The organism is Lentzea sp. NPDC051838 (assembly GCF_040681245.1).
Taxonomy (GTDB): Bacteria; Actinomycetota; Actinomycetes; order Mycobacteriales; family Pseudonocardiaceae; genus Lentzea.
Window position 1 is genome coordinate 377,621 of record NZ_JBFAYI010000003.1, and the last position, 26,630, is coordinate 404,250.

Annotated in this window: 20 protein-coding genes (1 of these 20 cut by a window edge); 14 read left to right on the forward strand and 6 right to left on the reverse strand. The window is 69.1% G+C overall.

Going from position 1 to position 26,630, the window contains the following annotated elements; genetic code table 11:
• The 8 genes from AB0M24_RS10225 to AB0M24_RS10260 form a co-directional block, all read left to right on the forward strand.
• A protein-coding gene (locus AB0M24_RS10225; protein ID WP_363763754.1) for an SDR family NAD(P)-dependent oxidoreductase crosses the window boundary here: on the forward strand, positions 1-4,325 show its 3' portion. 25,297 nt of this gene lie to the left of the window's left edge; 4,325 of the gene's 29,622 nt are visible here — the last part of the coding sequence; its start codon lies beyond the left edge, outside the window; its stop codon occupies positions 4,323-4,325.
• Positions 4,326-4,340: 15 nt separating this feature from the next.
• Positions 4,341-6,059 carry a 3-hydroxyacyl-CoA dehydrogenase family protein gene (locus AB0M24_RS10230; RefSeq protein ID WP_363763757.1) on the forward strand — a complete coding sequence of 573 codons (1,719 nt, stop codon included), beginning with the start codon at positions 4,341-4,343 and terminating at the stop codon, positions 6,057-6,059.
• A gap of 55 nt (positions 6,060-6,114) precedes the next feature.
• Positions 6,115-6,564 carry a hypothetical protein gene (locus tag AB0M24_RS10235; protein ID WP_363763760.1) on the forward strand — a complete coding sequence of 150 codons (450 nt, stop codon included), beginning with the start codon at positions 6,115-6,117 and terminating at the stop codon, positions 6,562-6,564.
• A 154-nt stretch (positions 6,565-6,718) separates the two neighbouring features.
• Positions 6,719-9,328: a LuxR C-terminal-related transcriptional regulator gene (locus tag AB0M24_RS10240; RefSeq protein ID WP_363763762.1), complete on the forward strand. Its 2,610-nt coding sequence runs from the start codon at positions 6,719-6,721 to the stop codon at positions 9,326-9,328.
• Positions 9,328-12,015, forward strand: coding sequence for an AAA family ATPase (locus tag AB0M24_RS10245; protein ID WP_363764311.1), 2,688 nt, complete (start codon positions 9,328-9,330; stop codon positions 12,013-12,015). Before AB0M24_RS10240 ends, AB0M24_RS10245 begins: the two co-directional genes overlap by 1 nt.
• Positions 12,016-12,390: 375 nt before the next feature.
• The gene (locus tag AB0M24_RS10250; protein ID WP_363763765.1) at positions 12,391-13,065 is read left to right on the forward strand and encodes a PAS domain-containing protein; all 675 of its coding nucleotides are present in this window, start codon (positions 12,391-12,393) and stop codon (positions 13,063-13,065) included.
• Between the two features lie 15 nt (positions 13,066-13,080).
• A complete protein-coding gene (locus tag AB0M24_RS10255) occupies positions 13,081-14,700 on the forward strand; it encodes an aldehyde dehydrogenase family protein (protein ID WP_363763768.1) in 1,620 nt (539 codons plus the stop codon).
• 13 nt (positions 14,701-14,713) lie between these two features.
• Positions 14,714-15,715 (forward strand): beta-ketoacyl-ACP synthase III, encoded by a 1,002-nt coding sequence (locus AB0M24_RS10260; RefSeq protein ID WP_363763771.1) that lies wholly within the window; start codon positions 14,714-14,716, stop codon positions 15,713-15,715.
• 48 nt (positions 15,716-15,763) lie between these two features.
• Here the strand turns inward: AB0M24_RS10260 and AB0M24_RS10265 are convergent, their stop codons facing one another.
• Positions 15,764-16,171: a DUF6069 family protein gene (locus AB0M24_RS10265; protein ID WP_363763774.1), complete on the reverse strand. Its 408-nt coding sequence runs from the start codon at positions 16,169-16,171 to the stop codon at positions 15,764-15,766.
• A gap of 19 nt (positions 16,172-16,190) precedes the next feature.
• A complete protein-coding gene (locus AB0M24_RS10270) occupies positions 16,191-16,916 on the reverse strand; it encodes a Crp/Fnr family transcriptional regulator (RefSeq protein WP_363763777.1) in 726 nt (241 codons plus the stop codon).
• Between the two features lie 143 nt (positions 16,917-17,059).
• On the opposite strand from AB0M24_RS10270, the gene AB0M24_RS10275 reads away from it, so the two are divergent.
• Both AB0M24_RS10275 and AB0M24_RS10280 read left to right on the forward strand, forming a co-directional pair.
• Positions 17,060-17,980, forward strand: coding sequence for a helix-turn-helix domain-containing protein (locus AB0M24_RS10275; RefSeq protein ID WP_363763780.1), 921 nt, complete (start codon positions 17,060-17,062; stop codon positions 17,978-17,980).
• Positions 17,981-18,097: 117 nt separating this feature from the next.
• Positions 18,098-18,853: a helix-turn-helix domain-containing protein gene (locus tag AB0M24_RS10280; protein WP_363763783.1), complete on the forward strand. Its 756-nt coding sequence runs from the start codon at positions 18,098-18,100 to the stop codon at positions 18,851-18,853.
• Here AB0M24_RS10280 and AB0M24_RS10285 read toward each other — a convergent pair.
• Positions 18,847-19,269 (reverse strand): YciI family protein, encoded by a 423-nt coding sequence (locus AB0M24_RS10285; RefSeq protein ID WP_363763786.1) that lies wholly within the window; start codon positions 19,267-19,269, stop codon positions 18,847-18,849. The genes AB0M24_RS10280 and AB0M24_RS10285 overlap by 7 nt on opposite strands.
• Positions 19,270-19,400: 131 nt before the next feature.
• On the opposite strand from AB0M24_RS10285, the gene AB0M24_RS10290 reads away from it, so the two are divergent.
• On the forward strand, positions 19,401-19,793 hold the full coding sequence (locus AB0M24_RS10290) for a CoA-binding protein (protein WP_363763789.1): 393 nt from the start codon (positions 19,401-19,403) through the stop codon (positions 19,791-19,793).
• Positions 19,794-19,869: 76 nt separating this feature from the next.
• Positions 19,870-20,766 (forward strand): streptomycin biosynthesis protein, encoded by an 897-nt coding sequence (locus tag AB0M24_RS10295; RefSeq protein WP_363763792.1) that lies wholly within the window; start codon positions 19,870-19,872, stop codon positions 20,764-20,766.
• A gap of 8 nt (positions 20,767-20,774) precedes the next feature.
• Here the strand turns inward: AB0M24_RS10295 and AB0M24_RS10300 are convergent, their stop codons facing one another.
• Positions 20,775-21,881 carry a helix-turn-helix transcriptional regulator gene (locus AB0M24_RS10300; protein ID WP_363763795.1) on the reverse strand — a complete coding sequence of 369 codons (1,107 nt, stop codon included), beginning with the start codon at positions 21,879-21,881 and terminating at the stop codon, positions 20,775-20,777.
• Between the two features lie 122 nt (positions 21,882-22,003).
• Here AB0M24_RS10300 and AB0M24_RS10305 point away from each other — a divergent pair, with 122 nt between their 5' ends.
• A complete protein-coding gene (locus tag AB0M24_RS10305; RefSeq protein ID WP_363763798.1) occupies positions 22,004-22,585 on the forward strand; it encodes an NUDIX hydrolase in 582 nt (193 codons plus the stop codon).
• 328 nt (positions 22,586-22,913) lie between these two features.
• On the opposite strand, the gene AB0M24_RS10310 is transcribed toward AB0M24_RS10305, so the two are convergent.
• Entirely contained in the window at positions 22,914-23,873 is a 960-nt protein-coding gene (locus AB0M24_RS10310) for a hypothetical protein (RefSeq protein WP_363763801.1), read from the reverse strand.
• A 206-nt stretch (positions 23,874-24,079) separates the two neighbouring features.
• Here AB0M24_RS10310 and AB0M24_RS10315 point away from each other — a divergent pair, with 206 nt between their 5' ends.
• Complete coding sequence (locus AB0M24_RS10315; RefSeq protein WP_363763804.1) at positions 24,080-25,912, forward strand: S8 family serine peptidase; 1,833 nt, start codon at positions 24,080-24,082, stop codon at positions 25,910-25,912.
• Positions 25,913-25,915: 3 nt separating this feature from the next.
• Here the strand turns inward: AB0M24_RS10315 and AB0M24_RS10320 are convergent, their stop codons facing one another.
• Positions 25,916-26,536: an L-threonylcarbamoyladenylate synthase gene (locus AB0M24_RS10320; RefSeq protein WP_363763807.1), complete on the reverse strand. Its 621-nt coding sequence runs from the start codon at positions 26,534-26,536 to the stop codon at positions 25,916-25,918.
• Positions 26,537-26,630: the final 94 nt, after the last annotated feature.

The following is a 26,630-nucleotide window of genomic DNA, read 5'->3' on the forward strand; positions in this document are numbered from 1 at the left end:
TGTCCGATGCCGAGCGTCTTGGGCATACGGTGCTGGCGGTTGTGCGGGGTTCGGCGATCAACCAGGACGGTGCGTCCAACGGGCTTACGGCGCCTAACGGGCCGTCGCAGCAGAGGGTGATTCGTCAGGCGTTGGCGTCTGCTGGGTTGGCTGCTGCTGATGTGGACGCTGTTGAGGCGCACGGCACCGGTACTTCTTTGGGTGACCCCATCGAGGCCCAGGCGCTGATGGCGACCTACGGGCAGGAGCGGGACGTGCCGCTGCTGCTGGGTGGCATCAAGTCGAACATCGGGCACACGCAGGCGGCTGCCGGTGTCGCGGGCATCATCAAGATGGTGCAGGCGATGCGGCACGGGGTGTTGCCGCGGACGTTGCACGCTGGGACGCCTTCCTCGCACGTGGATTGGAGCGAGGGCGCGGTCGAGCTGCTGCAGGAGAACACGGCCTGGCCCGCGGTGGGGCGGGCGCGGCGGGCCGCGGTGTCGTCGTTCGGGATCAGCGGCACGAATGCGCACGTGATTCTGGAGGGCGTGACGCCGCGGGAGGTAGAGGCGTCGTCGGAGACGAACTTGATTCCGTGGGTGGTGTCGGCGCGGTCTGAGGCCGCGTTGGATGGGCAGGTCGAGCGGATCACGCGGGCCGGTGGGTCTGCCAAGGACATCGCGTACTCGTTGCTGACGGGCAGGACGTTGTTCGATCACCGGGCGGTCGTGCTGGACGGGGAGGTGGTCGCGAGAGGTTCGGCAAAGCGGCGGCCGGTGGCTTTCCTGTTCAGCGGGCAGGGGTCGCAGCGGGTCGGGATGGGGCGTGAGCTCTACGAGGCGTTCCCCGTGTTCGCCGAGGCACTGGACAACGTGTTGCAGTACCTGGATCCGGCGCTCCGCGAGGTCATGTGGGGCGAGGATCAGGAGGCGTTGAACCAGACCGGGGTCGCGCAGCCCGCGTTGTTCGCGATCGAAACAGCCCTGTACCGGTTGGTCGAGTCGTTCGGCGTGAGGCCCGATCACGTTGCCGGGCACTCGATCGGTGAGGTGGCGGCGGCGCACGTCGCGGGTGTTCTCACGATCGAAGACGCCTGCCAGCTGATCACGGCGCGGGCCGCGTTGATGCAGATGTTGCCTGCCGGCGGTGCGATGGTGTCGGTCATCGCCTCCGAGGAGGAGGTGACGCCGTACCTGACGGGGAACGTGTCGATCGCGGCGATCAACGGGCCGCGGACCGTCGTGCTGGCGGGGGAGGAGGACGAGGTCCTCAAGATCGCCAAGCAGTGGAAGTACAGGCAGCTCAAGGTCAGTCACGCGTTCCACTCGCCGTTGATGGAGCCGATGCTGCAAGACTTCCGGGAGGCGATCAGCGAGATCACCTTCAGCGAGCCGGGCATCCCGTTCCAGGCCGCAGGGGATGTCACGACCGTTGACTACTGGGTGAACCACGTCCGGGACGCGGTGCGGTTCCACGACAACGTGACCGCGCTGGGAGACAAGGCGTTTGTCGAGATCGGGCCCGACGCGGCGCTGACGCCGTTGGTGGACGGGGCGATTCCGGTGAGCAAGCGCGGAGCCGACGAGGTTACGCAGATCCTCACGGCGCTCGGGCAGGCACACGTCGAGGGCGTCAACGTCGACTGGAGTCAGCTCCTCAACGACGCCAAGAGGATCGATCTGCCCACGTACGCGTTCCGGAGGCAGTCGTACTGGCCGAAGGTCGTCGAGGGCGCGAGTGACGTGAAGTCGGCTGGGCTCAACGGGGTGGGACACCCGTTGCTCGGCGCGGCGGTGCAGCTGGCGAACCAGGACGCGCATCTGTTCACGAGCCGGATCGCGCTCCGGACGCACGGGTGGCTCGCGGACCACGTGATCATGGGGCGGGCGTTGGTGCCCGGAGCGGCACTCGTCGAGGTCGCGCTCAAGGCGGCTGAAGAGCTCGGGCTCGACACGTTGGAAGAGTTGACGATCGCGGCGCCGCTCATGCTCCCCGAGCAGGGTGGGGTGCAGCTGCAGATCGCGATCAGCGCGGAAGAGGACGAGAAGCGCACGGTCACGATCTACAGCCGGCCGGAGGACACGGACCTCCCGTGGACCGAGAACGCCAGCGGAACGTTGAGCAGCACCGACACGCAAGCCGAGCGGCTGGACGCCTGGCCTGTCGGAGAGCCGATCGCGCTCGAAGGGATCTACGACAAGTTCGCGGAGATCGGGTTCGCGTACGGGGACACTTTCCAGGGGCTCAAGAACGCGTGGCGGCACGAAGGCGCGGTGTACGCGGAGGTCGCGCTGCCGGAGGACGTTCAGCCCGGAGCGTTCGGGATTCACCCGGCGTTGCTCGACGCCACCTTGCACACTGCGCTTCTCGCGGAAGGTGACCAAGGTGCCGGGCTGCCGTTCAGCTGGGAAGGCGTGAAGATCCACGCCACCGGAGCGGCGAGTGTCCGGGTCAAGATGACGCGGGACGAGAGCGGGGTGATGCGGATCGTCGTCGCGGATCCGCAAGGCAATCCGGTCGCCGAGGTCGAGTCGCTGGTGGTGCGGGCGGTCAACGCCGGGCAGCTCAACGAGAACACCACGCGCGACGCCCTGTTCACGCTCACCTGGACGCCGATCAACGCCACCCAGCCGATCGAGGCCACGGTCGCGATCGCGGGCGAGGACCACTTCGGGCTGGTCGACCACTTCGTCGCCGGGCGCGTCTACGACACCATCGAGGCCGCGGACGCCGAGGTCGTCGTCACGGAGATCACCGCCTACTCGGACGACGTCGTCGACTCGACGCACGCCGCCGTGTCGGACGCGCTGATCAACGTCCAGGAGTGGATCACCAGCCACCGTCAGGGCAGGCTCTGGTTCGTCACGAAGAACGCCGTCGCGGCAACGGAACAGGACGTTCCGGACCCCGTGGCCGCCGCGATCTGGGGCCTCGTCAGGGTCGCGCAGTCCGAGCACCCCGGCAGCTTCGGGTTGCTCGACCTCGACGACCAGCGCTCCAGCCTCGCCGTGCTCAGGCAAGCTCTGAACGCCGACGAACCGCAGATCGTCCTCAGGGACGGGGAAATCCTCGGCGGACGCCTCGCCAGGGCGGAACGCACGGACAACACCGTCGAGTACGGCAAGGTGCTCATCACCGGTGGCACGGGCGGACTCGGCCGGATCATCGCGCAGCACCTCGTCGACAACCACGGAGTCACCGAGCTCGTCCTGGCCAGCCGCAGCGGACAGGCCGACACCAGTGACCTGCAGGCGAACGTCACCGTCGCGCAGTGCGATGTCAGCGACCGGCACGAGCTCGAAGCACTCCTCGCCAACCACAACCCGGACACGATCATCCACGCGGCCGGCGTTCTGGACGACGGCACGATCGAGTCGCTGACGCTGGACCGCATCGACCCGGTGCTCCAGCCGAAGGTCGACGCCGCCTGGTACCTGCACGAGCTGGCACCGGAAGCGAACCTGATCCTGTTCAGCAGCGTCGCCGGCACGTTCGGCAACGCGGGTCAGGCGAACTACGCGGCGGGCAACGCGTTCCTCGACGCGCTGGCCGCGAACCGCAAGGCGCACAACCAGAAGGCGACCAGCATGGCGTGGGGTGCCTGGGACACCGGCATGCTGAGCGCCCAGGACGCGGAACGCATGGCCCGCACCGGCATGCCCGCGATCACGCGGGAGCTCGGCACGACGCTCTTCGACGAGGCGATCAGCACCGGCCAGGCGCAGACCATCCCGGTCAAGCTCGACTTCGGCGTCCTGCGCAACCACGAGGTCGCACCGCTGCTCCGAGGCCTCGTGCGCACCAAGTCGAAGAAAGCCGTGGCAGGACAGGAAACCGCGGACTCGCTCGTCCAGCGCCTCACGAACCTCACGGACCAAGCACGCACGGACGCGCTGCTCGACCTCGTGCGCGGCCAGGTCGGCGAGGTGCTCGGTCACGCGGAAGGCGAGGTCATCGAGGAGGACAGGCAGTTCCAGGAGCTCGGCTTCGACTCGCTGACGGCGGTCGAGCTGCGCAACAGGCTCGGCCAGGCAACCGGCCTGCGGCTTCCGGCCACGCTGGTGTTCGACTACCCGACACCCGCGGACCTGGTCGCACACCTCAAGGCCGAGCTGCTGGCCGACGCGCCGGAAGCCGGGCTGCCGAGCGTGCTGGCCGACCTCGACGCGTTCGAGAAAGCCCTCGCGCAAGCCAGCGTGGACGAGGCACTGCACCAGCAGATCGCGGGAAGGCTCGACGTTCTGCGGACCAAGTGGGCCAAGAACACCAGCACTGCCAAGGACTTCGAGTCGGCTTCGGACGACGAGATGTTCGCCATGCTCGACGAAGAGCTCGGTCTCTAGGCAAGGAGACGGAACATGCCACTGGTGATCGGGGTGGTGGGACTCGGCGGCCTCGGTGAGGGCCTCGCCAAGGTCCTGCTCGCGAACGGCGCCGAGGTGATCGGCGTGGACAGCGATCTCGACGTGCTGTCCCGCGTCCACCGCAGACTGAGCGGCCCGCAGCTGACCCTCGCGACGGAGCTGGTCGACCTCAAACGCGCGGACCTCGTCGTCGAGGCACTGCCGGAGGACTTCCACACCAAGGAAACCGTGCTGCGACGACTCGTCGACCAGTGCGCGCCGGGCACGGTCTTCCTCACCACCACCCCGACACTCTCGGTGGCGCAGCTCGCGATCGCGTCCGGCGCACCGGACCGCGTCATCGGCCTGCGCTACGAAATCCCGCCGCCGTACGGACATCACGCCAGCCTCATCGGCACGTCCATGGCCTCACCCGAGGCGTTCCACCTGGCCCGCAAGGCGATCAAGCTGGCCGGCACCGAGATCGTCGACATCGGTGTCCGGCCCGCCGAGGCCGCCACCGCGTTGCTCTACGCGTGCATGAACCGCACGATCGACCTCGCCGACGCCGGCTACGCGACCATCGAGGACCTCGACACCGCGATGAAACTGGGCTGTGGCCTCAAATTCGGGCCACTGCACCTGCTCGACCTCATCGGCCTCGACACAGTCCGCGCCGCACTCCAACGACTCCACGAGATCACCGGAGAAGACTCCTACGTCCCCAGTCAGTTGCTGGACCGAATGGTCGAAGAAGGCCACACGGGCCGCAAGTCAGGACAAGGCTTCCACCGCTACGACGACCACGGCGAGATCATCCCGCCACCCAGCAACCGCGTCACGAACGGCGAACCCCGCGAGATTCAACGAGCCGGTGTCGTCGGCGCCGGGCTGATGGGCCGCGGCATCGCAGAGATCCTCGTCGTGGCGGGCATCCCGACCACGCTGGTCGCCCGCACCCCCGAGAAAGCCGAAGCGGCACAGGACCGAATCCGAGCCTCGCTCACCAGACTCGTCCAGAAAGGACGGATGTCCGAGCAGGACCGGAGAGACGTCCTCGCCAGGCTCACCGTGAGCACCGGCTACGACACCCTGCGTGACGCCGACATCGTCATCGAGGCCGTCGCCGAGGACATGACCGTCAAACGCGCTGTGCTGCAAGGCATCGACGGGGCAACCAAGCCGAAAGCCATCATCGCCACCACCACGTCGAGCCTGTCCGTCACCGACTGCGCGAACGTCACGAGCCGCCCGGAAGACGTCATCGGACTGCACTTCTTCAACCCCGCACCGGTGATGAAGCTCGTCGAGATCGTCCGCACCGACCACACCGCCGACGACGTCCACGCCACCGCCCACGCACTCGTGAAGTGGTTGCGCAAGACGGCGGTCGACTGCGCGGACCGCGTCGGCTTCATCGTGAACCACGTGCTGTTCCCATATCTGAACGACGCCATACGAATGCTCGCCCGCACCGACGTCACGGTCGAGGAGATCGACACCGCGATCGTGACGGCGTTCCACCACCCGATGGGTCCCTTCACTCTCCTGGACACCATTGGCCTGGACGTGTCGCTGGCGATTTTGGAGACGCTCAGCGCGGCATCACCGACCGGAGAACCCGCACCCGCCGAGGAACTGCGTCTGCTCGTCGAAGCAGGACACCTCGGGAGGAAAACGGGAAGCGGATTCCGGCTTGTGAACAAAGGAAAACAAGAGATTCCCCTGCATTAATTGCCGTAGAACTCCAGCAGGCAGCTCGTCGTTCGCAGAGAGGTGGTCATCGCAGATGGCCGAGGAGGACGGCACGGGACGGCGGCACGTCGCGATCTTCGCCAATCCCCTGCAGGGACAGGCACTACCCGCGCTCGCGGTGATCGAGGAACTCGTGCGCCGCGGTTACCGGGTCACCTACGCGACGTCGTCGGAGGTCGCGGCCAGGCTCGCGCTGACAGAGGCGACCGAGGGCCGGTGGGACGTGGTGGGGTTCCTCGACGACAGCGTGTCGCCGATCTCGCTGGCACGGGGGTACTTCGCCGACGACCTGCCGGACCTCGTCGTGTACGACGGGACGGCGGTCGAGGTCGCCAGAGCCGCCGCCGAGACGTGGGACGGCCTGCCCGACCCGGACTTCGTCGACGCCCAGTTCGGTGAGTTCCTCACCCGGTTCGGGCTCGCGTTCCTCCCGGAAAAACCCAGCCTCTACCGGGTTGTGCCCGGCCGCGTTGTGGCGTATTAGTTCACTGACTGGAACCGCAGGGAGATTGGGCACCCGCACATTGCGGAATCACCCTGCCAGACTTTGACACTTGCCTCGCAGAGTTTGCGGTCCGGTCACCTGGGGCATTTATCCTCAGGCGCGGGACATCTCTTCTAGCCTGAGGCGGTAGGTGGTGGACGAGCAGCCGGGCCCCGTCATCGAGCTCTTCGGACGTGAGAGCGCGCTCACCACGGTGGCGCACCACACGTCCGCTGCCCGCCGCGGCGCGGGCGGGCAGGCCGTGCTCGTGCGCGGTGCCCGCGGCTCCGGCAAGTCCGCTGTCCTGCGCCTGGCCGCCGCGACCGAGTCCCGTGCCGGAACGACCGTGTTGTCCGTGGTCGGAAGGGGTGAACGGCGCACGCTGGCCGTCGCCCGGCGTCTGCTCGTCCAGACGGGTGTGATTGTTCCGGAACTCGCCGACCCGTCCGCCGCTGATCTCTACCGCGTATACCGGGGCATGTGGCGCGATGTCGTGACGCTGGCCCAACGATCACCGGTCTGCCTGGTGCTCGACGACCTGGACGCGTGCGACGACGCGACGGTCCGCTGGATCGACTTCGTCGTGCGCAGACTGGGTGAGGAACCGGTCAGCCTGGTGCTGTCTCAGTACGCCCCGCTCGCCGTCGAACTGGCCCGCGCGCACGTCGTCGACCTCCAGCCGCTGACGACACCGCAGGTCGCGGACATGATCTCCACGACCCTGCACTTCCCGCCCGACGCCGTGTTCACCAGCCTGTGCCTGCGGTTGTCCGGAGGCATTCCCCGGCATCTCACGACGGTGCTGGCCGACATCCGGGCCGCGCAGGCGCTCCGGCAGGAGTCCGTCGAGCTGGTCGCCGCACGACGGTTGCGCGACCAGCCGGAACACCTGCGCGCCATCGCCACCGCACTCGTGGTCGTGGACCGCGAGGAGCTCGTCGGACCGCTCGCCGGCGTCTCAACACGCGTCGCCGAGGACGGGATTTCCGCACTGCGGAAGGAACATCTGCTCGGCGACGGCCTCCCCGACCACGTCCGCGAGTGGTATCGCGCGGGAGTGCTGGAGGTGCTGGGCCCGGCCGAGGTCGCCGACCTCCGGCGCCGCGCGGCCGTCGTGCTGGACGAGTTCGGGCACGACGTGAGAGCGGTTGCAGACCAGCTCGTGCACCTGCCCGCCGTCGACACGCCCTGGATGTCGCAGGTGCTGCACGAGGCCGCGACCGCGGGAGGGCCGCAGGAGGCGGCGCGCTACCTGCGCAGGCTCGTCGAGCTCGACCCGGACGACGTCGAGCTGAGAGTTCAGCTCGCCACGGAACTGTCCCGGCACGACCCGAACGAGGCCTGCGAGCACCTCGCGGCCGCGTTCCACCGCACCACCGACCCGGATCTGCGCGCCGCGCTGGCCGTGAAGCACGCTCTCACCGGCCGGACGCGAACTTTTCTCAGGCTTGCCAGGGATCCCGCGGTGTCGGAGGACCTGGGCACCCTGCTCGACGCGGTGCAGCTGTCGATCGACCTCGACGACGTGCACGCGGTGGCGGGGGCCGTGGCGGCAGCGACGCCGCCCGAGGCCGGGGACACCACCGCGCAACGGTGCCTGCTCGGCGTCGTCGCGGAAGCCACCATGCGCCGCGGCGGAAGCATCGACACCGCCGTCGGATACGCGCGGGCCGCGCTGGCCGATCCGGACGCCTTGACCGACTGGTCGATGCTGTCGGCGGCGTCCGTGCTGCGCGTCGCCGGGCACGGCGAGGAAGCGCTCGGCGTGCTCGACCGGGCTGTGGACGCCTTCTCCCACAACGGTGACTCGCTCGCGTGGTGCCGGTCGCTCACGCAACGGGCGTTGGTGCACCTGTCGCTGGGCGATCTTCAACGGGCCACCAAGGACGCCGCGACCGCGGTTCAGGCGATGCGCGACGGCGGCTGGCAGCTGCCGCGCGCGGTGATCCTGCTGGCGTGGCTGTCGCTGCAGACCGGCAACACCCCGCTCGCCGCGCAGCTGCTGGACGAGATCGACGAGGACGCGATCCGGCACCTCACGCCTGCCCACCGCGAATACCTGCGCACGCTGGCATGGCTGGCGTTCGTGCGGGACGACATCCCGCTGGCCGCCGACCGGATGGCGGCGTGCGCGACGGTGCTCGCGGCCACCGGTGTGAGCGACCCGAGCACGTTGCCGTCGTGGACCGACATCGTCCAGGTGCTGTCCATGGCCGGACGTGACGCCACCGCGGCGATGCGCGAGGTCGACCGGCTCGCCAAGGCCTGGCCGTCCCGCGAGTCGGCGGCGTACTCCTTGCTGGCCCGCGCTTACACGATGTCGGGACCGGGAGCGCTGGACATGGCGAAGGCCGCCTCCGACGCGTTCGCCGCCATCCCGTCGCTCATCCAGCAGGCCCGCACGGAACTGCTGCTGGGCCAACGCTGGACCGGCGCCGGTCAACCACGAGAAGCACGAACGCACCTGCGCATCGCGGTCGGGCTGGCGTTGCGGGCCGGCAGCCGGGCCCTCGCGGACTCCGCCAGGACGATGCTGCTCGGCGTCGGCGGCCGGATGCGCGTTCCGTCCACAGCGGACAGTCTGGCGGTGCTGACCATCAGCGAGCGCAAGGTCGTCGAGCTCGCCGCCGCCGGGGTGACGAACCGCGCGATCGCCGACCACCTGTTCGTCACGCTGCGGACCGTCGAGGTCCACCTGACCCGCGCCTACCGCAAGCTCGGCATCTCCAGCCGCGCGGAGCTGGCGGACGTCCTGGCTTCGTGATGATCCTGCTCGAACGCACCGACGAACTCCGGCAGCTCACCCGCGCACTGCAGCGCGCCCGCGACGGCCACGGCGACCAGATCGTCATCACCGGGCCGCTCGGCTGCGGCAAGTCCGCGCTGCTGGAAGCACTTCGCGCGCGGGCCACCGGAGTCCGCGTTCTCACCGCCACGTGTTCGGTGCTGGAACAGGACTTCGCGTTCGGCGTCGCCCGCCAGCTGCTCGAACCGGCGCTGGCCAAGGCTGGTGCCTGCGGCCGCTGGCTCACCGGCACGGCCGGGCTCGCCAAACCGGTCTTCGAGCTCGACGCGCAGCTCGGTTCCGCTTTCGCCGTCGAGGAAGCGGCTGTGAGCGGACTGCTCGCGCTCCTCCAGGTCATGAGCGCGGAGAAGCCGACCGTGCTGCTGATCGACGACCTGCAGTGGGCCGACGACCCGTCGCTGCGGTGGCTCGTCCGGCTCGCGAAAACCCTGCGGGAGCACGCGATCCTGCTCGTCGTGGCCACGCGGGACGGCGAGCGCAGCCCGTGGCTGGACGCGTTCCGGCGCACCGAGATCCGGCCGGAACCGTTGTCCGCCAAGGCGATCGCCGAGCTCGTCGAACGCCGCACCGGGCAGACCCCGGACGTCGAGTTCGTCGAGGCCTGCCACGCGGTCACGGGCGGCAACCCGCTGTTCCTGCGCGCTGTGCTGCACCACGTCACCAGCCCGACCGCCGACCAGGTTCCGCACGTGCGGGAACTGCGGCCCGCGCGGCTCAAGGAACGGCTCGTGCGCGGCCTTGCGACGCAACCGGAACACGCCCGGCAGTTCGCGAAAGCGCTGGCGATCCTGGGAACCGACGACCTCACCGGACAGCTCGCCGGGCTCACCGACCAGCAGGCTCTCGACGCGCAACGCATCCTCGACCAGGCCGGGCTCGTGCTCATCAGGCCGGCGGTCAGGGACGCGATCGAGGAGTCGATGCCGGTCAGTGAACGCGAGGACTGGCAGGCACGAGCCGTGAAGCTGTTGCACGACAACGACAGGCCCGCCGAGCAGGTCGCGGCTCGGCTGCTCGCGGTCACCACCACCCAGGGGCGCTGGGCGATCGAGACGTTGCGGGACGCGGCGGTCACGGCGATGCGGCGGGGTGCACCCGAGGTCGCCGCCCGCTATCTGCGCCGGGCGTTGCGGGACGTGCCGGGCGACTCCGAGCACCGCGCGCGGCTGCTCGTCGATCTCGCCACCGCCGAACGGTACTTCGACCCCGCCGCGTCGTTGCGGCACATCTCCTATGCCGTGCCGTTGTTCCGCGACGTCGAGGACCGGGCGACCGCGCTCGTCCGGATCGCGCCCACCGCGCTGGGCCAGGCACCGCGGCCGGTGCGTGATCTCATCGGCCAGGTCGCCGCCGAGCTCGACCACCCCGAACTCGGCTATCGGCTCGAAGCACGGCAACGGTATGTGTGGCACGTGGATCCGGCGTTGCTCGCCGACTCCGTCCAACGCCTCGAGCAGATCGACGGCAGCACACCCGGCCGGCGCGAGCTCCAGATCGTCCTGCTCGACGCCGCCATGCTGACCGCCCGCCTGCCCGCGAAGGACGTCGCGGACCTCGCGAGTGCGGTGCTGACCCAAGAAGCACCGCACCCGAAGCACGTCCACACCGCGATCCCGTTGCTCATCAGGGTTCTCGCCGCCGCGGACGCCGCCCACGCCGCCGTTCCGTGGCTGGAACGGGCACTCGGCCAGGCTGCGAACACGGTCGAGCAGGCGCTGATCCGCGCCCAGCAGGCGTTCGTGCTGATGCACCTGGGCAAACCGGGAGAAGCCCATCGGGCCGCGGAGCACGCGCTCGACCTCGCTGTCCTGGACTGGCGCGGGGATACGACGACCGCCGCGATCGGGCTCGCCGCCGTCGCGACGGAGCTGCGCGACCCCGGCCTGATCGCCAAGATCCTCACCTCCCGCCCCGACCGCGACGAACCGGCGGGATGCGAGGCCGCGTACCGGATGCTGCACGCGGCGGGCGAGGCGCTGGCGGGGGAGAACGCCCAGGCGCTCGAACGGTTGCAGGACTGCGGTCGCGTGTTCGACAGCGTCGGCTGGCGCAACCCCGTGCTGCTGCCGTGGTGCATCACGACCGCCAGGCTGCACGCCCGGCTCGGTGACCTGACCGCGGCTCGTGAGGCCGCCGCTGTTGCCTGGGACCGTGCGGCGGAGTGGGGCGCGCCGGTCGGCGTCGGCCGGGCGTTGTCCGTGCTGGGCCGCTACACGCCAGGGCGCCAGGGGCTCGGGATGCTGCAGGAAGCCGTCCAGGTCCTGCACGCCAACCCGTTCGAACGGGCCAAAGCACTCCTACAGCTCGGCGCGCGCGAACGGGCCGATGGCGACCCGCACGCGCAGCACCACCTCGACGAGGCGCACCGGCTCGCGGTGCAGTCAGGTGCGGAAAAGCTCGCCACGAGAATCGCGAAGGAACTCGACGGTAATTCGCCGGGCATTGTCGTGGCATTGACCCGCACCGAGTTCAAGGTCGCCGGACTCGTCGTCCAGGGTCTCACCAACTCGGAAATCGCGGAAGAGCTCGCCGTGACCTCGCGCGCGATCGAGAAGCACCTCACCAACTCGTTCCGGAAGCTCGGCATCCGCAGGCGAACCGAACTTCCCGGCGCACTCGCGAGGGCCTACCCGCCGTCCGCGTAACATCGGCGACACATCTACGAATTTCTTGTGCGCACTTCCCGCACAGTTGAGTCGCACCTCAGTTACCGCGCGGTGGCGTCTCGATCGGCTCGCGTCGTATCTGCGCAGGCCAGCGGAGTTTCGGGTCATCAGGTGAGACGCCACCGAAACGTGCTACCGAAATACTCGGACGACTCCCCGAACCCCCGGACCACCCCTACCACAACATTAGGGGCCACCCCTCACACCTCGTTGACCGCGTTCGGCGAATCTTCCTACGATTCATCGTGTCAAGGCGGGAATCAGGAAATAAACCTAGATCGCCTGGCGACTTCTTTTCCACCTGCTGCAGTCGCGGAACGCCGAGTTCGACGAGATCGAGAGGGATACTCTCCGATGCACACTGTTGCCGCTGGTTCTCTCGTTACTGACCACACGACCGTCGTTCCCGACGCCGACGTGTTCCGCTCCCTGCTGGAGCGGTCCGGTCTCTGCCTCGCCCGCCTAGATCTGCAGCTGCGCGTCGTCGAGGCCAACGACGACTTCGTGACCCAGTTCGGGCACTCGCGGGACTCGCTGCTCGGCCGCAGCTTCTACGAGCTGCTGCACCCCGGCGTGCACGGCCCGATGCGCAAGCAGTTCGAGCGCCTCGTCGAAGGCCGCCGCCAGCGCTTCGTCGAGCACCTCGCCGGCATCGGCCCGCGTCACGCCGTCTTCACCGGCGACATCACCGGCATCGCCGTCCACGACGCGCACGGCGACCTGGTGCAGTTCGTCGTCGTTGTGAACCCGGAGAAGGGCGAGCAGCCCAACGCCGTCGTCGTCGACCGCAACCGGATCCTCACCGAGCTCGACGCGCGGATCCTCGAGGGCATCGCGACCGGTGAGTCGACCGTGCGGCTCGCGTCGCGGCTGTTCCTGTCGCGGCAGGGCGTCGAGTACCACGTCGGGACGATGTTGAAGAAGCTCAAGGCTCCCAACCGGGCGGCGCTGGTGTCGCGGGCGTACAGCCTCGGCGTGCTGAGCGTGGCCAGCTGGCCGCCTCGGGTTTCCGCGGACTACATCAAGTAGGACGGGCCTGCGGCCATGAGGGACGAAGAGGTTTCAGGCGGGGCGGACGCGGGCCGGGCGCGGAGTGGTGGTGCGGACGCGGGCGGTCCGCGCGGTGCCGAGACGGACGTGGGCCGTGTGCGGACGGGTGCGGTGGCGGACGTGGGCCGTGTGCGGACGGGTGCGGTGGCGGACGTGGGCCGTGTGCGGACGGGTGCGGTGGCGGACGTGGGCCGTGTGCGGACGGGTGCGGTGGCGGACGTGGGCCGTGCGCGCGGTGCCGGTGCCGAGGCGGACACGGTGATCGACGTGGTCCTGGACCGGGCGGCACACGCCGCTCGCCAATGGGCCGCGACCAGCCCCGACGACCGGGCCGCCGCACTCGATGCCGTCGCCGAGGCGCTCGACCGGGAGACCGGCGACCTGGTGGCGCTGGCCGAGTGGGAGTGCAGGCTCCCCGGTGACCTGTTGCGCGCGGAGGTGGGGCGCACCACCTTCCAGCTGCGCTCGTTCGCCGAGTACCTGCGCTCCGGAGCGGTCAACGGGGTCGTGATCGACCGCGAGGATCCGCACTGGCCACCGGGACCGCGGCCGGATCTGCGCCGCGTACTGGTCCCGCTCGGACCGGTCGCGGTCTTCGGGTCGACGAGCTACCCGTTCGCGTTCTCCGTGGCGGGCAGCGACACGGCATCCGCGCTCGCCGCCGGCTGCCCGGTCGTCGTGAAAGCCAGCCACAGCTATCCCGATCTCGCCGACCGCACGGCCGAGATCGTCGAAGAGGTGCTGCCCAAGGGCGTGTTCGCGCTCGTCCACGGCCAGCGCCGCGCCCGTCAGCTCGTGCTCGACCCGCGGATCAAGGCGGTCGCGTTCATCGGCAGCTCGCGGGTCGGCCGCGAACTGCACCACCTCGCCGCCACCCGACCTGAGCCGATCCCGTTCTACGGCGGCTTCGGCAGCGTCAACCCGGTGTTCGTGACCGCGCGCGCCGCTCGGAAACGCGGCGCGGAGATCGCGCGCGGGTTCGCGCGGGCGCTGGCGCAGCAGAGCGGGCAGCTCTGCACCAAACCCGGACTTCTCGTGGTACCAGAGGGTTTCGCCGACGACGTCGCCGACGAGGTGCGCGCGCTGCGGGCGGAACCGTTGTTCAACAAGCTCGTGGCCAAGCGCTACGAGACCGGCGTGGAGGCGCTGACCGCGTTCCTCGACGTGCTGGTCGAAGGCGGTTCCCAAGCAGGCGGGCACGCACCGACGTTGTTGCGCACCACCGCCGCCGGGATCCTCGAAGGCCACGACGAGGCGTTGTCCGAGTGCTTCGGACCCGTCTCCGTCGTGGCCACCTACCGCGACAGCCACGAACTGCTGGAGCTCGCCGCCGCGTTGCCCGGACAGCTCACCGCGACGGTTCACGGTGAGGACGACGACGTTCTGCCAGAGCTGATCGGTGAGTTGACCGGACGTGCCGGGCGCATCGTGTGGAACCAGTGGCCCAACGACATCGCGACCACGCCCGCCATGCACCACGGCGGACCGTGGCCCGCGACGACGTCCCCGTTCCACACCTCGGTCGGCGTCCGCGCCGTCGAGCGGTTCCAGCGTCCGGTTGTGTTCCAAGGGTTTCCCAGCCGCTTCCTGCCGGAAGTGCTGGCGGACAACTGAGGAAGGTCGGAGAATGCGCGCAGCGGTGGTCGCGGGACTCGGGTCATGGCTCCCGCCGCGAGTGGTCACCAACGACGAGCTGACAGCCAAACTGGACACGACCGACGAGTGGATCCGGACGCGGATCGGGGTCGCCACACGACATGTGGTCGAACCCGGCATGGCGACGTCGGACCTGTCGGTCGAGGCGGCGCGGCGGGCCCTGCGGTCGGCCGGGGTGCCGGGCGCGGGCGGGGTGATCCTCGCGACCACGACACCCGACAGGCCCTGTCCCGCCACGGCACCGGAGATCGCGTCGCGGCTCGGGCTCGTCGACGTGCCGGCGTTCGACATCGCGGCCGTGTGCACGGGCTTCGTGTACGGGCTCGGCGTCGGCGCAGGCCTGATCACGGCCGGGATCGTGGACAGCCTCATCATGATCGGCGGCGACGCCTACTCGACGATCCTCAACCCGCAGGACCGCACCACGTCCGTCATCTTCGGCGACGGCGCCGGGGCGGTCGTGCTGCGCTCTGGATCTCCGGACGAGCCGGGGGCGCTGGGGCCGTTCGACCTCGGGTCCGACGGTGAGCTGTCCGACCTGATCACCGTGCCGGCCGGAGGGTCGCGGCAGCGGTCGTCGCGCGACATCGTGCCGCACGGCGACAAGTTCTTCCAGATGGAGGGCCGCGAGGTCTTCGCCAACGCTGTCGCGCGCATGTCCGCGGCGTCCCGCAACGCGATCAAGCGACGGGGCTGGGTCGAGTCCGATGTGGACAAGGTGATCGCGCACCAGGCCAACACCCGGATCCTGGACGCGGTGTCCGAGGAGCTCGAGGTGCCGCGGGACAAGTTCGTCTCCAACATCACCGACGTCGGCAACACCTCGGCCGCCTCGATTCCGCTGGCGCTCGCGCACGGGGTCCGTTCCGGCGAGCTCCAAGCAGGGCAGAAGGTCTTGCTCACGGCGTTCGGCGGTGGCCTCACCTGGGGCGCCACGACGTTGGTGTGGCCGGAGCTGAGCCTGGCGGAGTGAACGCCGAAAAGGCCGGGGAGACGAACTCCCCGGCCGTTTCGGTGTGCTTCAGACCGGAAGAACGCGGCGGAAGATCGGAACCGCGACCACGGCGACGACGACGTGCATGGCCATCAGCGCGACGACACCGATCACGGAAGCCCCCGGCAGGAAGAACACCGGGACGTCCGCGAGGAACGACAGCACGACCACGATCGGGACGAGCTTGCCGAGCGTGCGGGCGGGGTCCTTGGCGCGCTTGCGGATCGACGCCCAGGCGAACGCGGCGATGATCACGCCCAGCGCGGTCAGGACGACGTAACCCTTGGGCTGCAGGCCTTCCACCGCCACCGGGTCGGCGCCGAGAGCCTGGGCCAGGTAGGACACGATCGCGTTGCCGACCGCCGCGATCACGATGGCGGCGACGACTCCCAGCACGACCTTGCCCTTGCTGGTGGTCCGGGTTCGAGTTGTCATGGGCGGAGCACTCCTGTTCCTACCGTTGTACGGGTACTGCCGGCATGCCGACGCGGACCCGGCGGGACAGCTGCGCCGGATCGGTCAGGTAGACGCTCTTGCGCTCGATCGAGATCCACCCGCGCTGGGCGAAGTCCGAGAGCGTCTTGTTGACGGTGTCGCGCCGCGAGCCGACGTACTGGCCGAGCTCCTCCTGCGTGAGGTCCTCGATCATCAGCAGGGCGCCGCGCTGGGCCTGGCCGAACCGTCCCGCGAGCCGCAGCAACGCCTTCGCGAGCCGGGCGGGGGCGTCCATCTGCACCATGTCCATGCGCATCTGGTGCGACTCGCGCTGGCGGCGGGCGATGCAGCCCAGCAGCCGTTCGGTGATCTCCGGGCAGAGCGCCAGCCACTTCGTCAGGTCGGCGCGAGCGATCCGGCCGGCCTGCACGTCGGTGATCGCGACCGTCGTCGACACCGCGGGCGCCGCGTCGAACAACGTCGGCTCCACCAGGACGTCGCCCGCGCAGTGGAAGTCCAGCACCAGCTCGCGGCCGTCGGTGGACGTGCAGCACGTCTTCGCCTTGCCCGCGCGCATGACCAGCAGCTCTTCGGTGCGCACGCCCAGCCGCAGCATGACGTCGCCGCGCGCGAACTCGACGGGTTCCAGGGCGCGGGCGAACTGGCGCCACGCCTCGCCGAGAAATTTGACGCTGGACGGCGCGAGGATCGGCGGCCGCGGTGGGGCCAGCAGCTGAGGTGCCACGTCGGTCTCCATTTCGCAGCGCGACCGGAAGTGACTCGACGTTACGATGGGCAACACTGGCGTGACGCTGGAGAATGCTGGGGGTTTCCCCACGGCAGGCACTGAAATCCTTCAACGGCGCGAAAGATGGGAAGGGGCAGCCCGTGCTTTTCGACGTCGGTCGTCTCCTGCACGAGGAGTTCCTCTCCGTCTACCGCGCGGCGGCCGCCGACGCCGACGGCTGGGAGGACGCGGCCGTGACGGTCGCGCACCGCGTCGGCACGCGCCTCGCCTCGGCGAAAGTCCCTGTCGCGCAGGTGGTCGTGGGGCTGCGGGCCACCGACAGACTGCTGACGGAAGCCATGCTGGACGACGGCGGCGACGCCCGTGCCCTGGCCGCCGCCGGCACCGCGCTGGCCGCCGAGCTGATGTCCTCCTTCTGCGCCGACGACGACGGGCTGGCGGACGCGTTGCTGGCCGGGAACGCACCCGATGGAGCCGCGCCGTTCTACACGGTCGTGCTGACGCGGGGAGCGTTGACGGACAGGGTGGTAAGCGCTTTCCGTCGACGTGGACCGGTACTTCTGGCGACATCCGGACATCTCCTGCTGCCGGTCGCCGAGGCGGCCGCGTTGCCGTTGTGCCGGGACGTGTGCGAGGAGCTCGGCGGCGAGGTGTGGTGCAGCGTCGCGGAACGGCCCGCCGCGCGCGTCGCGTTGGCGCGCAAGGAGGTTGACGAGATCGACGCGCTGGTCGCGTCACTCGGCCGCCCTCCCGGTGTGTACCGGATCGACGACATGTTGTTCGAGAGCGCCGTGCTGGGGACGCCGGAGGTGCGGGACGAGCTCGGCAAGGTCGTCGCGCCGTTGCTCGCGAACCCCGTTCTCGTCGAAACAGTCCTCGCGCTACTTGAGGCTGATGGCAACCGGGCGGTAGCTGTCAAGAAGCTGTTCATCCACCGCAGCACGATCGACTACCGTCTCTGGCAGGTCGAACAACTTACCGGTTTGAGTCCGGTGAACCCGCGTGACCTCGCGCTTCTCGGCACGGCGATCGGCCTAGGCCGCACGAACTCCTTGGGCTGAAACGGTTCCGAACACCCTCGGTGAATGTTAAGGGTGCCTCAAGCCGTCTGTGCCAACTGTCGACAGTTCCCTACGGTTTGGTTGCGAGACACCGTAGGGCCCTCAGGGAGGCGACGCGTGACCACCGTTCTGGACAGCAGGCTGCTCACCGACGTGCTGCGAGACATTCTGAGCCCGTACGACCTTCCCCCCGTGGAGGACGTGGCCACCCGCCGCCAGCTCGCCAGAACGCTGCTTTCCGGACGGGACAACGGATCTTTCGACGGTTTGGCGCTGGCGTACGCGGTGGTGGCGTACTGCGCGTCCACTGAGGACGGTGCCGCCGAGGTCGTCGGCGCCGTGCAGAACGCCGACGTCCTCGTGCTCGACGGCGCGCGCGGCGGCTACCTGCTGGTGCCGTGCGCCCAGGACCAGCACGTCGAGCTGGCGCGCGAACTGCACGACCGCGTCGGCCAGGACGTGTGGATGGCCGTCGCGTGGGCATCGCGGCGGGACCTGGCTTCGGCGCGGGCGACAGCCGAGGACGTGCTGAGGATCGCGCAGGGACGTGCGCGGGGCGTGTACGAGCTGCGCGACGTGCTGGCCGACTTCGCGGTGCTGCGCCAGCCGCACGTCGCCGAACGGCTGGCCCGCATGGTCGAACCCGTGGTGGCGCAGCAACCGTTGCTGGACGCGCTGCGGGCGTTCATCGCCGAGGACGGCAACCGCGCGGCCGCGGCACGCCGGCTGGACATCCACCGCAGCACCCTCGACCACCGGCTGCGGCTGGTCGAACGGCTCACGGGCTGCCGTCCGGCCTCGCCGCGCGCGTTGCTCACGCTGAGCGTCGCGCTCACCGCCCACTCGTGCCCGGAAGTGCCGCTCCCTCACTGATTGCGGGACGTGATCTCCTCGCGGAGGCGGTCCTCCTGCGCCTGGATCTCGGGCGTCATGATGCCTTCGAACGCCTCGGGCCCGTGGATCTGCCGGATCTCGACCTCGCCGGCGCGGAACGGCGCCTTCTTCAGCCACTCCACCGCGTCCTGCAGCGACGGCAGCTCCCAGATCCAGAACCCGGCGATCAGCTCCTTGGCCTCGGCGAACGGGCCGTCGATGACCTTCGTCGCGCCGCTGCCGTCGAACGCGACCCGCGCGCCCTTCGCGCTCGGGTAGAGGCCGTCGCCCGCGAGCATGACGCCCGCCTTCACCAGCTGCTCGTTGTAGTTGCCCATCTCGGCCAGCTCTTCGGTGGTGGGCATGACCGAGTCCTCGGTCTCCTCGTTCGCCTTCACGATGACCATGAACCGCATGTCGGTCTCCTCGGGTCTGGTGTGTCCGGTCCGTTTCTACTCAGCCGTCGATCGGGATCCCGCTCTTTCGACCGGCAAACCCCAATTGTGACCGGCGTCACATGTCAGACCCGAGTCGTAGGCTGGAGGTCATGCGCGAAGACGTCGACTGGATCCTCGAGAACTGCCAGGTCTGGGCCATCGTCGGGCTCGCGGACAACCCGTCCCGCGCGGCCCACGGCGTGGCGAGGTTCCTCCAGCAGCGCGGCAAGAAGATCGTGCCGGTGCACCCGTCGGCCGAGACCGTGCACGGCGAGCAGGGGTACGCCACGCTCGCGGACATCCCGTTCGCGGTCGACGTCGTGGACGTGTTCCGCCGCTCCGAGGACGCGGGTCAGTTCGTGGACGAGGCCGTCGAGATCGGCGCCAAGGCCGTGTGGTTCCAGCTCGGCGTGGTGGACGAGGCGGCGTTCGACCGAGCCAAGGCCGCCGGGCTGCGCATGGTCATGGACGTGTGTCCGGCGATTGAGTGGCGCCACCGTTGACCACTAAGTAGTCTGCGGCGAGAAGTTCCCGGACATCTGGGGGTGCCGGGAACCCAAGCCTGGGGGCTTATTTCGCATGCTCGTTGACATCAACGTGCTGCAGCTCGCGGAATCTCCGCGTCTCGGTGGCTGCAGCGAGGAGTTCGTACGGAAGCTGGCGTCCTCGGGGACCGCGCTCGCACCGATCGTGGTGCACCGCGGTACCCACAGGGTCGTCGACGGCGCACACCGCCTGCGGGCGGCTGTGCTGCGCGGAAGCCGATCGGTCGAGGTCGAGTACGTCGACGGGCCGGTGGAGGACGTGTTCGTCCTGTCGGTGTCGCTCAACGTGGCGACGCTGACCACCGCGGACAGGGAGGCTGCCGCCCGGCGGTTGCTGCGGTCGCATCCGCAGTGGTCGGACCGGGCGATCGCGGCCTCGACGGGGCTCGCGGCCAAGTCCGTCGGCGTGCTGCGGCGCGCGGTCGGAGGGCGTGCCGCGAACAGGGTCGGGCGGGACGGCAAGGTCCGCCCGGTCAACTCCGCGGCAGGCCGCCGGCTCGCCGTGGAGATGATCGAGGCGCGGCCCAACGCGTCGTTGCGCGACATCGCCCGTGCCGCGGGGGTGTCGCCGGGAACGGTCCGGGACGTGCGGCGGCGCCTGCTCGCCGGGCTCGACCCCGTGCCGGAACGGATGCGGGCCGCCGAGATGGCCGAGGTCGAGGTGCCGGCGGCACGCAGTGAGGTCCGCGCGCCGGACACCACGCTGCCGATCCTGCGCCGCGACCCGTCCCTGCGCTTCAACGAGCACGGGCGGCTGGTGCTGCGCTGGCTCGAGGCGCACGCGGTGTCGTCCGGCGAGTGGGCCACGGTCGTCGACGGGGTGCCGTCGCACTGCCGGGAGCTGGTCGCGGACATGGCTCGCGGGTGCGCGGAGGTCTGGGCGGAGATGGCCGAGGCGCTCGAACGGGAAAGCCGCCGCCAAGCGGTCTGATCCTCGAATCAATCCTCGAAAAGAATGTCGCTGATCTCGCCTGCGACCTCGCGTCCTGATGCCGGGCGCAGGCGGGACAGCAGCTTGCTGAACGCCGTCAGGTCGATGTGCACAGTCGCCGACTGCACCTGGCGGATGTCGTCCAGCAGGTCGGTGACCAGGTCGCACGCGTAGTCCACGTCGCCCGCCGCGGCGTGGGCGAGCGCGCGGCGCAGCCCGAACCTGGTGCGGGCGCGCAACGCCGAGGGCGCGATCAGCGGTAGCTGCGCGTCCAGGATCGCCGCGGCTTCCGCGTGCCGGCCGAGATCGTGGAACGACCACGCCCGCGTGACGGCCACCTGGTCGATCAGACTCGTTGTCCCGTAACGAGTCTCGCTCGCCGCCTGCCGCAGCTCCTCGGCGCGTTCGAGCGCGTCCTCGCACCGCTCGCCGGCGCCGGCGAGCGCGTAGCCCTGTGCTTCCCGCAGAGCGGCCGCGGCCTGCACGGCGAGCGAACGGGACTTGCTGGCGCGCAGCGCGGAGTGCACAGTGCCGCGCGCGTCTCCCCGGTACAGCGCGAACTCCGCCGAACGGACCCATGCCCACGCTTCGAGCTCGGGATCGCCACCCTTGGCGGCGAACAACACCGCGCGCTTGGTCATCTCGGCCGCGGAGGCGTCGTCGCCGCGTTCCTGCTCCATCCAGCCCGCGTACTCGGCGTACCGGGCCGCGAGCAACCAGAGTGCGCGGCCCAACCCGGGATCGTCGGCGGAACGGGCCAGCGTGTTCAGGACGTCCATCTCGTGCCGCAGGCTGGGCAGGACGATGTCCGGACTTTGCCTGTGCCCCAATGCTCTGTGGTGCTCGAACATGGAGTCGTAGGTGCGCAACGTCGTGTGGTCGGTCGGCACCGGCCGGGGCGGTGCGTCGGCCATCTCGGTGAGGCGGCCCGCCGCCTGCAGCGCGTCGTCGAGAACGCGTGCCATTCCGGGGTTCGGCTGGACCTTGCCGTTCTCGATCTTGCTGAGATGTCCTTTGCTGTACTGGACGCGGCTTTCCAACTGGGTGAGGGAGAGGCCGCGTTCGTTGCGCAGGCGGCGGACCTCCTGCCCGAACGTGGGCGACAACGGCTTCACCCCCTCACCAACGTGAGTGTGTACGGGTTCAAACACCCGGATACCGTCTGTCCATTAATTGTCCGGAGATTGACGATCAACTGGGGCTATCTGAAGTGGTCGGCGATGGTTCCATGTGAGTCATGGTGATGACGCGCTCCGACGAGGCGGCTGGTGTGGTGATGGTCTGGCAGCGCTTGGCGACCAACGTGGTGCACCGGTCCCCGTGGTTCGAGGTGCGCGCGGACGACGTCGTCCGGCCGGATGGCGGACATGGCACCTACACCCACGTGGTGGCGCCGGGATCGGTCACGGTGCTGGCGATCCAGGACGACGACCACGTGGTGCTGACCAGACAGTGGATCTACACGCACGGCGGAACGGAGTGGCGACTACCCGGCGGCGCAGTCGACGAGGCGGACGCGACTCCGCTGGCCGCCGCGCGTCGCGAGCTCGCGGAGGAGACCGGGCTGAGAGCCGAGAAGTGGGAACGCCTGGGGCAGATCCACGGCGCGGACAGCCTCAGCAACCACGTCGACCACATCTTCCTGGCCACCGGCCTCACCCAGGGCGAACCCGATCTCGGACCCGGTGAGGCGGACCTGCGCGTGCGCACCATGCCGTTCTGCCACGCCCTCGACCTCGTCCAGCAGGGCATGCTCCCGCACGCCGGCAGTTCGCACGCGCTGCTCGTGATGGCGTTGCGCCGCACGGCCCAGATTTAAAAGATCGGAGGGTTTCCTGTCTTCGCGTGAAACAGGAAACCCGTTCTCATTCGACTGGCGGAAAGTCACTCTTGGTGCATCGGCGAGAACGTCAGCCCGAAAGTCAGTCAGAATGAGAAGGTGAATTTCTCGATGAGAATGATCTGCTCACTCGCCACCGTCGTGAAAGTTGCCGCGATCTGCCTTTTCGTGGGATTCGTGGTCGGCAGCTTCTTCATGGTCTCGGTGATCTGACTCTATTTCGGACTGCGGTTCTCCCTGAGCCCACCAAGGGAGGTGTCAGTCATGGAACCGCATTTCTGCATCGAGATGTTCTGAACTTGCCCGGCTACCCTCGTGGCGCCCACTGAACGCCGTAACCGCGGCCCTGGCGGGGGTGGGGGAACGACACGTCGATCTCCCCGATCTCGTCCAGCGGCAGCGTGTGCGGCCACGGCGTCAGGTCATCGGTGTCGCGCGCCAGGGCCTCCTCGACGCGCCACACCGATTCCGGCAGAGCGTCCCGGTCGAACCGGACCCGTAGCCGGAAAGACTCGCACATGCGCTCCGGCCAGAACACGTAGGTCGGGCGCATCGACTGCCCCCGCGGCACCTTCACCTCGAGCGCGAACTGGTGCGTTTGTCCCGCGTTGAGGGGTCGGGGCAACCGCAGCTTCATGAGGAACCGCCGCGGGGACGGCCGTTCGTGACCGATCAGCTCGACCCCGTGCAACACCTCGATGTCCACGTCGCCCGGTGCGCCGTCGGGCGTCGGGGCGGGGATCGTGATCGACCACGCGATCTCGCTGACACCGTCGGTGTCGGCCACGACGGTCCGGCGTTCCGTGCACGCGGGCGTCGGGCCGTCCAGCTTCAGCAGCGCGTCGAACTCCTTGACGTGCCACAGTTCCGACGGCGCCACGTGCGCCGTCGACGGTGCCGGCTGCAGTGCCACCTCGACGAGGCGCTGCAGTCCGGCCTCCATCCTCCTGCGCACCGTGCGCGCGCCGCGGTCCTGTTGCTTCGCGAGCCACTCGATGCGTTCGTTGAGGAACCGGAACTGCGCTTCGTCGTGCAGTCCGAGCGGGGCCAGAACCGCGTTGCGGACCTCGACCGGGAAAGCGCGCACCGCGTTCGTCACCCAGTCGCGCAGTTTCGTTCTCACGGCTTCCGCGCCGTCCGTCTCCACGATGCCGCACACCTGGCGCAGCGCCGGACCGACGTGCAGGTCGATTCCGGGAGTCTGCACACCGCGCCCGCGGCACAACGTGCGCAGTTCTTCCATCAGCTGCTCAGGTGAGACAGACATCCGTCCTCCGCGCGGAAATGCTTTGCCGGGCATGTCGGGCATGCGGGGTGTGACGTTACTCCGGACGGATTGTTCTACACCGGGAAGTGAAGTGATCACCGCCGATCGACTGATGTCTTGACCTGCGCTTTACCGGTAACGTCCTGGTCACGGGCGGTGACTCCCTCCGGTCTCCGCCATCCCTGCCTGATGTGGAGGTTGGATTCGTGCTGCGCACAATATTGGCCGGCCTATCCGCGTTCGCCCTGATCAGCGGCGTTCCCGCCGTTGCCGCACCTCAGGAGAGCGCTTACCTGCTGCAGTTCCGCACGACCCTGTCCGACGCCCAGCGTCACCAGCTCCAGGGCCTCGGCGTGCGGCTCGGCGCGTTCGTCCAGGACGGCACCTACGTCGCCCGCATGACGAGCACGTCACGCGTCTCGCGGTTGAGTTACGTCCGCGAGGTGCGTCCGTTCCAGGCCCAGCCGCAGATCATGGCGCTGGGCTCGTCCGACTACCTGATCACGCTGGCCGAGCACGACGCGCGTGACCAGCAGATCGTCGCCGCGAAGGTGCGGGCGTCCGGCGGTCGGGTGAACGTGGTCTCCGAGGACCGCGAGCACATCATGGCCACCTTGGACGCGGGCCAGGCCGCGCAGGTCGCGAAGCTGCCGGCCGTGATCGCCATCGACCCGGTGTCCGCGCCGGAGACCGACATGGCGATCTCTCGTGAGTCGTCCGGTGCGAACTACGTCGAGGCCGCGGGTGGTTACCGCGGCCAGGGCGTGCGCGGCGAGGTGATGGACGGCGGGTTCTGGCTGTCGCACCAGGAGTTCCGCGCCCGGCCGCCGGTGCAGCACACCCCGGTCGGGACGGGTGATCCCTCCCATGGCACGTCCACGTACGGGCAAATCTTCGCGTCCGGCGTCTCGGCCCCGCATCGCGGAGTGCTGTCGGAAGGGCAGGGCATCACGGCTGTCTACAGCACCAGTCCGTCCTTCGACCGGTACGGACACACCAAGCAGCTCGTCGACCCCGCGGGCCGGTACCGCGCGGTGTTCCAGTCGAACAGCTGGGGTAGCACGCTCGGTACGTCCTACACGTCAGTCTCGCAGGCCATGGACCGGATCGTGTTCGACCACGACATCTTGATCTGCCAGTCGCAGAGCAACACCGGCAACCGCAACTCGCGCCCGGAGGCGTGGGCGAAGAACGTGCTCTCGGTCGGCGGCCAGAACCACTTCAACACCTTGGCCCGCACCGACGACAAGTGGAGCAACACCGGGTCGATCGGTCCCGCCGCCGACGGCCGCATCAAGCCGGAGCTGTCGAACTTCTACGACCGCATCGACACCACGACGTCCGGCAGTGACACCGCGTACCGCAACAACTTCGGCGGCACGTCCGGCGCGACGCCGATCACCTGCGGCAACGCCGGTCTGATGTTCCAGATGTGGGCCGACGGCGTGTTCGACGGCGGTCCCGGCAAGGCCCGCGACGTCTTCGCGTCCCGCCCGCACGCGGCGACCGCCAAGGCGCTGCTGATCAACGCCGCGGACCAGTTCACCTTCTCCGGCACCACGCACGACCTGACCCGCACGCACCAGGGCTGGGGCACGGTGTCGGTCCGCAACCTGTACGACCGCGCCAAAGTGGGTGGCTGGAAGCTGCCGGTGCTGGTGAACGAGACCGACCTCCTCACGACCGGTCAGTCGCGCAGGTACACGTTCACGTCCAACGGCCAGACGCCGCTTCGCGCGACGTTGGCGTACACGGACCCGGCCGGTTCACCGACCGCGACCAAGGCCGCTGTCAACGATCTGTCCCTGAAGGTCACGGCTCCGAACGGGACCGTCTACTGGGGCAACAACGGTCTGCTGGCCGGCAACTTCTCCACGGCGGGTGGCGTCGCGAACACCATCGACACCGTGGAGAACGTGCTGCTCTCGTCGACCGCCGCGGGCACCTGGACGATCGAGGTGATCGCGACCGCCGTCAACGTGGACGGTCACGTCGAGACGGCGGCGACGGACGCGGACTACGCGCTGGTCGTCTCGTAGGGGTTATTCGAACCTGGTCGGGTCGCCCGCGCCGTAGCGGATGATCTCGGCCTCGCCGCTGGAGAAGTCCACCACCGTGGTGGGCGTGGTGCCGCACTCCCCGGAGTCGATCACCGCGTCCACCACGTGGTCCAGCCGTTCCTTGATCTCCCAGCCGTCGATCAGCGGCTCGGCCTCGTCGGGCAGCAGCAGCGTGGACGTGAGCAGCGGCTCGCCCATGGCCTCGAGCAGCGCCTGCGTGACGACGTGGTCCGGGATGCGCGCGCCGACCGTCTTCTTCTTCGGGTGCATCATGCGGCGCGGCACCTCCTTCGTCGCGGGCAGGATGAACGTGTAGTTGCCCGGCGTGGAGGCCTTGATCGCGCGGAACACCGCGTTGTCGACCACGACGAACTGGCCGAGCTGGGCGAAGTTCTCGCACATCAGCGTGAAGTGGTGCTTGTCGTCGAGCTTGCGGATCTCCCGGATGCGGTCGATGCCGTCCTTGTTGCCGAGCCGGCAGCCGAGCGCGTAGCAGGAGTCCGTGGGGTAGGCGATCAGGCCGTCCTCCTGCAGGATTCGCACGGCCTGGTCGATGGCGCGCTTCTGCGGGTTGACCGGGTGGACGTCCAGGTACTTGGCCATGGCGCGGTAGCTTAGGCCGATCATCCGGGGCGCGGCATTTCGGCTCGCGCACGTTGATAACCTGGGACGACTTCTTTCCCCGGTTTTGGAGACC

Excerpts from the sequence above, each read along its gene's own strand:
- AB0M24_RS10260 (WP_363763771.1), top strand. The coding sequence starts at position 14,714 with ATGCGCGCAGCGGTGGTCGCGGGACTCGGGTCATGGCTCCCGCCGCGA.
- AB0M24_RS10290 (WP_363763789.1), top strand. The coding sequence starts at position 19,401 with ATGCGCGAAGACGTCGACTGGATCCTCGAGAACTGCCAGGTCTGGGCC.
- AB0M24_RS10305 (WP_363763798.1), top strand. The coding sequence starts at position 22,004 with ATGGTGATGACGCGCTCCGACGAGGCGGCTGGTGTGGTGATGGTCTGG.
- AB0M24_RS10245 (WP_363764311.1), top strand. The coding sequence starts at position 9,328 with ATGATCCTGCTCGAACGCACCGACGAACTCCGGCAGCTCACCCGCGCA.
- AB0M24_RS10295 (WP_363763792.1), top strand. The coding sequence starts at position 19,870 with ATGCTCGTTGACATCAACGTGCTGCAGCTCGCGGAATCTCCGCGTCTC.
- AB0M24_RS10230 (WP_363763757.1), top strand. The coding sequence starts at position 4,341 with ATGCCACTGGTGATCGGGGTGGTGGGACTCGGCGGCCTCGGTGAGGGC.
- AB0M24_RS10250 (WP_363763765.1), top strand. The coding sequence starts at position 12,391 with ATGCACACTGTTGCCGCTGGTTCTCTCGTTACTGACCACACGACCGTC.
- AB0M24_RS10265 (WP_363763774.1), bottom strand. The coding sequence starts at position 16,171 with ATGACAACTCGAACCCGGACCACCAGCAAGGGCAAGGTCGTGCTGGGA.
- AB0M24_RS10255 (WP_363763768.1), top strand. The coding sequence starts at position 13,081 with ATGAGGGACGAAGAGGTTTCAGGCGGGGCGGACGCGGGCCGGGCGCGG.
- AB0M24_RS10320 (WP_363763807.1), bottom strand. The coding sequence starts at position 26,536 with ATGGCCAAGTACCTGGACGTCCACCCGGTCAACCCGCAGAAGCGCGCC.
- AB0M24_RS10310 (WP_363763801.1), bottom strand. The coding sequence starts at position 23,873 with ATGTCTGTCTCACCTGAGCAGCTGATGGAAGAACTGCGCACGTTGTGC.
- AB0M24_RS10235 (WP_363763760.1), top strand. The coding sequence starts at position 6,115 with ATGGCCGAGGAGGACGGCACGGGACGGCGGCACGTCGCGATCTTCGCC.
- AB0M24_RS10285 (WP_363763786.1), bottom strand. The coding sequence starts at position 19,269 with ATGCGGTTCATGGTCATCGTGAAGGCGAACGAGGAGACCGAGGACTCG.